The sequence below is a fragment of the Leisingera sp. XS_AS12 genome (genome assembly GCF_041224635.1).
Taxonomy (GTDB): domain Bacteria; phylum Pseudomonadota; class Alphaproteobacteria; order Rhodobacterales; family Rhodobacteraceae; genus Leisingera.
Window position 1 is genome coordinate 1 of the sequence record NZ_JBGFGM010000024.1, and the last position, 320, is coordinate 320.

Annotated in this window: 1 rRNA gene; it reads left to right on the forward strand. The window is 54.4% G+C overall.

The annotated features are described in order from the left end of the window. Window positions 1-119, forward strand: a 23S ribosomal RNA gene (locus AB9K35_RS00285); the annotation flags it as partial. Between the last annotated feature and the right edge of the window lie 201 nt (window positions 120-320).

Genomic DNA, 320 nt, shown 5'->3' on the forward strand with positions numbered 1-320 from the left:
CCCCCTCAAAACAAGGTATCCCTGAGGGCCGTGGAAGACCACCACGCCAATAGGCCGGAGGTGTAAGCGCAGCAATGCGTTCAGCTGACCGGTACTAATCGCCCGATAGGCTTGATTTGATCCAGTAACAGACAGTGTTACTAAACCAATCAAAGCAAACACATCCCTAACTGACTTGAACAACGTTGATTGTAACCGACGCAGGTTGTTCTGCCTGCCGCCAATCGGCGGTGACATAACAACCCAGCGGCAACGCGCATTTGCTTCGCAAATACGCTGCCTGCCGCTCGCCAGCCTTGCTCCGCAAGGCCGTCGGATTT